Annotated in this window: 8 protein-coding genes; 5 read left to right on the plus strand and 3 right to left on the minus strand. The window is 68.6% G+C overall.

The window, feature by feature from the left end; translation table 11 throughout:
- Positions 1-132: 132 nt before the first annotated feature.
- The gene (locus ACOQFS_RS03375; RefSeq protein ID WP_421561561.1) at positions 133-1257 is read right to left on the minus strand and encodes an MlaE family ABC transporter permease; all 1125 of its coding nucleotides are present in this window, start codon (positions 1255-1257) and stop codon (positions 133-135) included.
- A 440-nt stretch (positions 1258-1697) separates the two neighbouring features.
- Between ACOQFS_RS03375 and ACOQFS_RS03380 the strand changes: the two genes are divergently transcribed.
- A complete protein-coding gene (locus ACOQFS_RS03380; protein WP_421561562.1) occupies positions 1698-3389 on the plus strand; it encodes a GMC family oxidoreductase in 1692 nt (563 codons plus the stop codon).
- Positions 3390-3432: 43 nt separating this feature from the next.
- On the opposite strand, the gene ACOQFS_RS03385 is transcribed toward ACOQFS_RS03380, so the two are convergent.
- Both ACOQFS_RS03385 and ACOQFS_RS03390 read right to left on the minus strand, forming a co-directional pair.
- A complete protein-coding gene (locus ACOQFS_RS03385) occupies positions 3433-3771 on the minus strand; it encodes a hypothetical protein (RefSeq protein ID WP_421561563.1) in 339 nt (112 codons plus the stop codon).
- Between the two features lie 109 nt (positions 3772-3880).
- Positions 3881-5221: an ammonium transporter gene (locus tag ACOQFS_RS03390; protein WP_421561564.1), complete on the minus strand. Its 1341-nt coding sequence runs from the start codon at positions 5219-5221 to the stop codon at positions 3881-3883.
- A 378-nt stretch (positions 5222-5599) separates the two neighbouring features.
- On the opposite strand from ACOQFS_RS03390, the gene ACOQFS_RS03395 reads away from it, so the two are divergent.
- The 4 genes from ACOQFS_RS03395 to ACOQFS_RS03410 all read left to right on the plus strand — a co-directional run.
- On the plus strand, positions 5600-6358 hold the full coding sequence (locus ACOQFS_RS03395; protein ID WP_421561565.1) for a sulfite exporter TauE/SafE family protein: 759 nt from the start codon (positions 5600-5602) through the stop codon (positions 6356-6358).
- Between the two features lie 258 nt (positions 6359-6616).
- Positions 6617-7381 carry an ABC transporter substrate-binding protein gene (locus ACOQFS_RS03400; RefSeq protein ID WP_421561566.1) on the plus strand — a complete coding sequence of 255 codons (765 nt, stop codon included), beginning with the start codon at positions 6617-6619 and terminating at the stop codon, positions 7379-7381.
- Positions 7382-7411: 30 nt separating this feature from the next.
- Positions 7412-8194: an amino acid ABC transporter permease gene (locus ACOQFS_RS03405; RefSeq protein ID WP_421561567.1), complete on the plus strand. Its 783-nt coding sequence runs from the start codon at positions 7412-7414 to the stop codon at positions 8192-8194.
- On the plus strand, positions 8191-8470 hold a 280-nt coding region (locus ACOQFS_RS03410), incomplete at its 3' end, for an ATP-binding cassette domain-containing protein (RefSeq protein ID WP_421561568.1). The genes ACOQFS_RS03405 and ACOQFS_RS03410, both read left to right, overlap by 4 nt.

Consider the following 8470-nt stretch of genomic DNA (forward strand, 5'->3'; position numbering starts at 1 on the left):
GGCGCGGCCCAGGCCAGGGCAGCCAAGCAAGGGCCGCCCCGCAGCGAGGGCTGCGTCCCCCTGCCCGCATGGCGCAGCCATGCGAGAGCGGGGGGAAGGCGCGAAGCGACTCAGGGGGGTGTCTCTTCATCTTCATATGCCGATATTTTTGAACGCCACCGCGAACAGCGCATCCACGATGATGACCATGGTGATGGACGTGACCACCGACGCCGTGGTGCCCTGCCCCAGGCTTTGCGTGTTGGGCTTCACGCGCAGGCCCCAGTGGCAGCCGATGAGCGCGATGAAGGCACCGAACACCACCGACTTGGCCATGGCCAGGCCCAGGTTGCCGATCTTCACGGCGGCGGGCAGGGCCTGCACGAAATAGGCGGGCGAGATGTCCATGGCGATGTCGGCGGCCAGCATGCCCCCGGCCAGTGCAGACAGCGTGGTCCACACGCTGATCAGCGGCATGGCCAGCGCCAGCGCCAGGGTGCGCGGCATCACCAGGCGGAAGCTGTGCGGAATGCCCATGACGCGCATGGCATCGAGCTCTTCGGTCACGCGCATCACGCCGATCTGCGCGGTGATGGACGAGCCCGAGCGCCCGGCCACCAGGATGGCCGCCAGCATGGGGCCCAGCTCGCGGATCAGCGAGATGCCCAGGATGTTGACGATGAAGGACTCGGCCCCGAACTGGCGCAGCTGCAGGCTCATCAGGTAGGCCAGCACCACGCCGATCAGAAAGCCCACCAGCGCCGTGATGGGCAGCGCCGTGGCGCCCATGCGGTAGAGGTGGCCCGACACGTCTCGCCAGGGCCCGCGCTGCGGCGCGCGCGCCAGGCGCAGCAGGTCCAGCGCGAGCTGGCCCACCATCTGCAGCATGTGGCGGGCGTGGTCCAGGCCGTGCAGCACCTGCAGGCCGAACTGGTCGATCTGGTCGACCAGGCGCCAGGGCGTGGGCGCTGGGGGTGTGGTGGTGAATTCGGCCACGCGCTCGAGCATGTCGCGCTGGCCGTCGGTGCAGGCCAGCGCCTCGGGCCAGGCGCGCTGCCAGTGGTTCCACAGCAGCTGCGCGCCCACGTGGTCCAGCCACTGCAGCTCACGCAGGTCCCACGCCAGGGTGGGCGCGGCAGGGTGTTGCTGCAGCTGGGCAGACACCGACTTCCACTGTGCCTGGCTGCCCAGCTCGGCCGCGCCCCAGCGACCATGCAGCTGCGCACACGGGCCCTGGGGCGTGTCGGTGCGAACGATGCGAGGTGTGTGGTCGGTCATGAACGGGGCGGCGCGGCAGGCCGCCAGGGCAGCGGGGGAACACAGCGATGACGGCAGGGGGGCAGGCCCGGCAATCCGCACGCCAACAAAACATGCAGCCAGGACGGCCCAGGCGAGCGTGCATGGTAGCGGAGGCCTGTGGCACTGCGCCGTCGGACAACCGCGCACCCAGCGACGCCCCACAGAGCTTCCTGCGGTCGGATGGAGCGCGGTCTCGCCAGGGTTGTGCAGGACATCCCAAGCACAGCCCAGGGCCTGCAGCATGCAATTATTATCAAAACAGCCCCCAGCGCAATACCCATAAGCGCCAACAGCTACCAAAAATATAGCGCACCGGTTTTCACCTCTCGACACCGCCGGCGCGATCCGCACAATGGCCCACTACCCCGCGCCTTCGCGGGCCGGCCCTTGCCCCCTTGCGTCCCCCCGCCCTTGCATCCATGAGCGACACCACGTTTGACACCATCATCATCGGCGGCGGCACGGCCGGCGCCCTGCTGTGCAACCGCCTGAGCGCCGACAGCCGCCACCGTGTGCTGCTGATCGAAGCCGGCCGCAAGGACGACTACCACTGGATCCACATCCCCGTGGGCTATCTGTATTGCATCGGCAACCCGCGCACCGACTGGCTCTACACCACCGAGCCCGACGCGGGCCTGAACGGCCGCACGCTGCGCTACCCACGCGGCAAGACGCTGGGCGGCTGCAGCAGCATCAACGGCATGATCTACATGCGCGGCCAGGCGCGCGACTACGACCAGTGGGCCGAGCTGACGGGCGATGCCAGCTGGCGCTGGGAGAACGCGCTGCCGTACTTCCGCCGCCACGAAGACCACTGGCGGCTGGACGCGCCCGGCGCCGCGTCCGACGATTTCAGGCGCCTGCACGGCAACAAGGCCACCGGCAGCACGGGCGAGTGGCGCGTGGAAAAGCAGCGCCTGCGCTGGGACATCCTGGACGCGTTCTCCCAAGCCGCTCAGCAGGCCGGCATCCCCGCTACCGACGACTTCAACAGCGGCAGCAATGAGGGCGTGGGCTATTTCGAGGTGAACCAGAAGAGCGGCTGGCGCTGGAACACGGCCAAGGCGTTCCTGCGGCCCACCTGCAGCCGCCGCCCCAACTTCACGGTATGGACGAGCACCCAGGCCACGCAGCTGATCATCGAGACGCAGCCCGACGGCCGCCAGCGCTGCACCGGCGTGCAGGTGTGGAACGGCCGCGAGATGGTGACGGCGCACGCGCGCTCGGAGGTGATCGTGAGCGCGGGCGCGGTCAATTCGCCGCAGCTGCTGCAGCTGTCGGGCATCGGCCCCGCCGCGCTGCTGCGCCAGCACGGCGTGACGGTGAAGGTGGACCTGCCCGGCGTGGGCGCCAACCTGCAGGACCACCTGCAGATCCGCGCGGTGTTCAAGGTGGGCAATGTGCCCACGCTCAACACCATGGCCAGCTCGCTGTGGGGCAAGGCGCGCATCGGGCTCGAATACGCCGCCAAGCGCAGCGGGCCGATGAGCATGGCGCCGTCGCAGCTGGGCGCCTTCACGCGCAGCAGCCCCGACCAGCCGTATCCGAACATCGAATACCACGTGCAGCCGCTGTCGCTGGATGCGTTCGGCGAGCCGCTGCACAGCTTTCCGGCGTTCACGGCCAGCGTGTGCAACCTCAACCCCACCAGCCGGGGCACAGTGCACATCAAGAGCGCCGATTTCAAGGCCGCCCCGGCCATTGCGCCCCACTACCTCAGCACGCCCGAAGACCGCCAGGTGGCGGCCGACAGCCTGCGCGTCACGCGCCGCATCGTGGCGCAGCCCGCGCTGGCGCCGTACCAGCCGCAGGAATGGAAGCCTGGCGTGCAGTTTGAAAGCGACGAAGACCTGGCACGCCTGGCCGGCGACATCGCCACCACCATCTTCCACCCCGTGGGCACGACGAAGATGGGGCGGGACGATGACCCCATGGCGGTGCTGGATGCGCAGATGCGCGTGCGCGACGGGCGCGGCGGCGTGGTGGCCGGCCTGCGCGTGGTGGACGCGGGCGCCATGCCCACCATCACCAGCGGCAACACCAATTCGCCCACGCTGATGATGGCCGAGAAGGCGGCGGAGTGGATTCTGCAGGCGCGCGGCCGGGCCTGACGGGGTGGCGGTGCCCCGCGCGCGTCGGCGGCAGGGCCCGGCCTCAGCGGATGCCGCCCACGTAGCGCGGCAGCTCCTGCGGTGCCGCGGGGGCCTGCGGCACAGGCGCCACCCGCGGGCGCGCGGCGTGGGCGGCCACGTCCAGCAGCGGGCGGCGGGCAGCGGCGGCAGGCGCGGCGTGCAGCACCTGGTCCAGCCGGTCGGCCCACTCGGCCAGCTCGGGCAGCTGGTCTTCCAGCGCGCGCTGGCGCGCAAACCGCACGATCTCTCGCGCGTATTCGGCGTTCGCGGCCATCCACTCGGTATCGGTCACGCGCCCCGTCTTGCGCCGCAGCAGCACGTGCAGATGGGCGGCGATGGCGAGGGTGTCGGAATCGGGCATGGGCGGCTCCTTATGGCATGCGGTCGGTCATCCAATGCGTGCTGGGCGGATGATGTGAGCTGCGCCACCCGTGGGGACGACGCATGCCCTGCGACGGACGGGGCTGCATCTACCCGCCCAGCCGCTCGCGGTGCTGCGCGATGTCGAGCCCGGTCTGCTCGCTTTGCTCGTCCACGCGCAGGCCCATGGCGAAGTCGGTGATCCAGAGCAGCACGCCAGTCGCCACCAGGCTGTAGGCCATGACCGCCGCCACCCCGATGGCCTGCGTGATCAGGCTGCCTTCGGCGCCGCCCACCGTCTTGCTGGCCAGCACCCCGGTGAGCAGCGAGCCCACGATGCCGCCAATGCCGTGCACGCCAAACACATCGAGCGAATCGTCGGCGCGCAGCAGGCGCTTGAGGCCCGTGGCACCCCAGTAGCACGCGAGGCCCGCCACCCCGCCAATGATGACGGCCGAGCGCAGCGTGACGAACCCGGCGGCCGGCGTGATGGCCACCAGCCCTGCGACCAGGCCCGAGCACAGCCCCAGCAGCGACGGCCGCCCGCGCACCACCCATTCGCCCAGCATCCAGGCCACCGCGCCTGCGGCTGCGGCCAGGTGCGTCACGGCCATGGCCAGCCCGGCGCGGCCGTCGGCCGCCACGGCCGAGCCTGCGTTGAAGCCAAACCAGCCCACCCACAGCAGGCCCGCGCCCGCCATCGTGAGTGCCAGGCTGTAGGGCTCGAACGCCTCGCGCCCATAGCCGGTGCGGCGCCCCAGGAACCAGGCGCACACCAGTCCGGCCACGCCGGCGTTCACGTGCACCACCGAGCCGCCCGCAAAATCGAGCGCCCCCATCTGCGCCAGCCAGCCGCCCGGCTCCCACACCCAGTGCGCCACCGGGGCGTAGACCACCAGCGTCCAGAGGCTGACGAAGACCAGCAGGGCCCCAAAGCGCATGCGCTCCACCACCGCGCCCACCAGCAGCGCGGCGGTGATGATGGCAAACGTGAGCTGGAACATCGCGTAGACCGATTCGGGGATGTGCGGCGCCACATGGCTCACGGCCAGCTTGGCGGCCCCCAGCTGGAAGTCCAGCCCCGCGAAGCCCATGCGCTCGGTGCCTCCCAGCCAGGCGCTGCCGGGCGTGAAGGCCAGCGAGTAGCCCGCCGCAAACCACAGCAGGCTGACCAGCGCCGCGACGGCCACCACGCTGGCCATGGTGTTCAGCACATTCTTCTTGCGCACCATGCCCGCATAGAACAGGGCGATGCCGGGCAGCGTCATCAGCAGCACCAGGGCGGTGGAGGTCATCATCCAGCCGGTGTCGGCGGCGCTGATCGCCTCCAGCGGCACCAGGCCCGGCCGGTTCAGCGGCGCGGCGCCCGCCTGGGCCAGCGCGCCAGTCCAGGGCACCAGCCCCAAGCCACCCAAAATCCCTGCAACACACCGCCGGTTGACTGCCCCCATGGACGCTCCCTTTCGCAATTTGTTACAGGCGCGTTGCACGAGCCATGCCAGCGTGGGATGGCGTTTGGGGCCCCATCGGCGCGCCAACATCGGGCACGGCGCGTCGGCCGCAGCCCTGGGTGGGGGGCGGGAAACCCCCAATGCACCAGCGGGGTGCAGCCGTTACATTTATGGCACTCGAAAGCGCGCTTCGGTGTGCCAAGCGAGGGGCCGAGGAGACATCCTTTCTACCTACAACCACATTGTTCAAGCACCCAACGAGGTGCATCCTTTTTTCAGGCGCTGGCGATCCCAGCGCTTTTTTCTTGCCCGCGCGCCAGCGCATGGTCCATCCCAATCTGAAAAATTGATAGCACTGCGGGTGCGACAATCCAGCGGATGGAATGGATTTTTATCACCTTCGCCTCGCTGCTGGCAGGGTTTGTGGATGCGATCGTGGGCGGCGGCGGGCTGGTGATGGTGCCGGCGCTGTTTGCGGCGTTTCCGGGTGCGGCGCCCGCCACGCTGCTGGGCACCAACAAGGCGGCATCGGTGTGGGGCACGGCCATGGCCACCTGGCAATACAGCCGCCGGGTGCAGATCCGCTGGCGGGCCATGCTGCCCGCGGCCACGGCGGGGTTTGCAGGCTCGTTTGCCGGGGCCTGGGCGGTCACGGTGCTGTCGGCCGACTTTCTGCGCAAGCTGCTGCCGCTGGTGCTGCTGGGCGTGCTCGTCTACACCCTGGCCAAGAAGGAACTAGGGCGGCACCACGCCCCGCGCTTTGCGGGGCAGGCCGAGGTGGTGGCCGCCTGCCTGATCGGGGTGCTGATCGGTTTTTATGACGGCTTCTTCGGGCCGGGCACGGGCAGCTTCTTCGTCTTCCTGTTCGTGCGGCTGCTGGGCTACGACTTCCTGAACGCCTCGGCGTCGGCCAAGCTGCTGAACTGCGCCACCAACATTGCCGCCATCGTGCTGTTTGCGGCCAAGGGCCACGTGTGGTGGCACTTTGCGGTGACGCTGGCCGTGGCCAACGTGGTGGGCAGCCTGCTGGGCACGCACATGGCACTCAAGCACGGCACCGGGTTCGTGCGCGGCATCTTCATCCTGGTGGTGGGCACGCTGATCCTGAAGACGGGCTACGACGCCTTCCTGCGCTGAGCCCGCTGAACGCGCCGCCCCGGGCTGCCTCAAGTTCGGGGAACCTGCCTAAAACCTGTTGTGAATTGGCCCACAAGCGCTTTTTGGGGGGTGTCCGCAGTGTCAAGGAAAAAGTTCACAACTTTATAATCATGTCCATTTGATGACGGCAGGCCTCGCCATTGGCGATGACACCGCCCTCCTATCCCCAAGCCTCCGGCCTGCTTACCCGCCTGCCGGATTTTTTGTACCTGAAATACCCCCCACAGGACCCTTCCCATGAAACTGATCAAGCTTGCCGCCACCGCCCTCGCGCTCTGCGCCGCATTTGCCGCCCAGGCCCGCACGCTCGACGAAGTGAAGAAGGACGGCAAGATCCTGATCGCCACCGAAGGCCAGTTCGCGCCCTTCAACTTCTTCAACGGCACCACGCTGACCGGCTTCGAGGTCGAGGTGGCCGAGCTGGTGGCCAAGAAGATGGGCCTCACGATCCAGTGGAAGACGCTGGGCTTCGACGCCCTGCTCACCGGCCTGCGCCAGGACCGCTGGGACCTGGTGATCGCCTCGCACGGCATCACCGACGAACGCGCCAAGGCCGTCACCTTCACCGAGCCGCACTACTGCTCGGGCGGCATGATCATCGCCATGGACCCGGCCATCAAGAACGCCAAGGACCTGGCCGGCAAGGTGGTGGCCGTGCAGACGGGTACGAGCTACCTCGAAAACGTGCAGAAGGTCTCGTCCATCAAGGAAATGAAGAACTTCCCCACCGACGTGGACGCGCGCAGCGCCCTCGCCTCGCGCCGTGTGGACGCCTGGGTGACCGACCGCTTCGTGGCCAAGGCCGTGGCCGACAAGAACCCCGGCACCGGCTTCAAGCTGGGCGACATGCTGTTCATCGAGCGCATCGCCGCCGCCGTGGCCAAGGGCAACAGCTCGCTGGCTGGCGGCTGGAACAAGGCCCTGGCCGAAGTCATGGCCGACGGCAGCTACGCCACGCTGTCGAAGAAATACTTCAACGAAGACGTTCGCTGCACGAACTGAAGCGCCCCTTCGCACTGACCGGGGTTCTTTATGCTTCTTGCCCTTTGGCCCGAGCGCTGGTCTCGCCAGCAGCGCAGCAACGCCACGCTCGTCTCCGCCGTCCTGCTGATGGTGCTGGCGCTGGCCCTGCTGGGCAAGCTCCTGTCTTTTCTGCCCGACCCGATCGGCCCCAACGCCCAGGCGTTTTCTGACGGCGCGCGCACCACGCTGTGGCTCACGCTGATCAGCGGCAGTGTGGGGCTGGTGCTGGGCACGGCCGCAGCGCTGGCGCGCACCGCACGCTGGGCCGCCGTGCGCTGGGTGGCGCGCTTCTACATCTGGGTGATCCGCGGCACGCCGCTCTTGGTGCAGATCCTGTTCGTGTACTTTGCGCTGCCCGTGCTGGTGCCGGGTCTGAACCTGCCCGACTTTGCCGCCGCCGTGCTGGCGCTGGGCCTGAACGTGGGCGCCTACAACGCCGAGGCCATCCGCGCGGGCCTGCTGGCCGTGCCGCGCGGCCAGACGGAGGCCGCCCGCGCTCTGGGCCTGGGCCGCACGCATGTGTTTCTGGACGTGGTGTTCCCGCAGGCCTTCAAGATTTCGCTGCCGCCGCTGGTGAGCAATTTCGTGGCGCTGCTCAAGGACTCCTCGCTGGCCTATGCCATCGGCGTGGTGGAGCTGACCAACGTGGGCAACCGCATCCAGTCGGCCACGTTCCAGCCCATCGCCACGCTGTCGACCGTGGCGCTGACCTACCTGCTGCTGACCACGCTGGTCACGCAGGTGAGCAATGCCGTGGAATACCGCTTCGACGTGGAAGGGCGCAGCCAATGAGCGCCGCCTCCACGCCCTTCATCGTGGCCGAGCGGGTGTGCAAGTCGTTTGGCGCCCACCAGGTGCTCAAGAACGTGTCCACGCAGTTCAACACCGGCGAGGTGACGGTGATCATTGGCGCCTCGGGCTCGGGCAAGAGCACCTTGCTGCGCGCCATCAACCGGCTGGAGCCGCACGACAGCGGCACCATCACCATCGGCGGCGAACCGGTGGGCGACGACCCGCACCTGCTGCAGAAGCAGCGCAGCGAGGTGGGCATGGTGTTCCAGCAGTTCA

Source organism: Paracidovorax sp. MALMAid1276, assembly GCF_049198005.1.
Lineage (GTDB): Bacteria > Pseudomonadota > Gammaproteobacteria > Burkholderiales > Burkholderiaceae_C > Acidovorax.

Bases quoted from the DNA above. Each gene is read 5' to 3' on its own strand.
- ACOQFS_RS03405 (WP_421561567.1), top strand. From the start codon at position 7,412: ATGCTTCTTGCCCTTTGGCCCGAGCGCTGGTCTCGCCAGCAGCGCAGC.
- ACOQFS_RS03395 (WP_421561565.1), top strand. From the start codon at position 5,600: ATGGAATGGATTTTTATCACCTTCGCCTCGCTGCTGGCAGGGTTTGTG.
- ACOQFS_RS03380 (WP_421561562.1), top strand. From the start codon at position 1,698: ATGAGCGACACCACGTTTGACACCATCATCATCGGCGGCGGCACGGCC.
- ACOQFS_RS03375 (WP_421561561.1), bottom strand. From the start codon at position 1,257: ATGACCGACCACACACCTCGCATCGTTCGCACCGACACGCCCCAGGGC.
- ACOQFS_RS03390 (WP_421561564.1), bottom strand. From the start codon at position 5,221: ATGGGGGCAGTCAACCGGCGGTGTGTTGCAGGGATTTTGGGTGGCTTG.
- ACOQFS_RS03385 (WP_421561563.1), bottom strand. From the start codon at position 3,771: ATGCCCGATTCCGACACCCTCGCCATCGCCGCCCATCTGCACGTGCTG.
- ACOQFS_RS03400 (WP_421561566.1), top strand. From the start codon at position 6,617: ATGAAACTGATCAAGCTTGCCGCCACCGCCCTCGCGCTCTGCGCCGCA.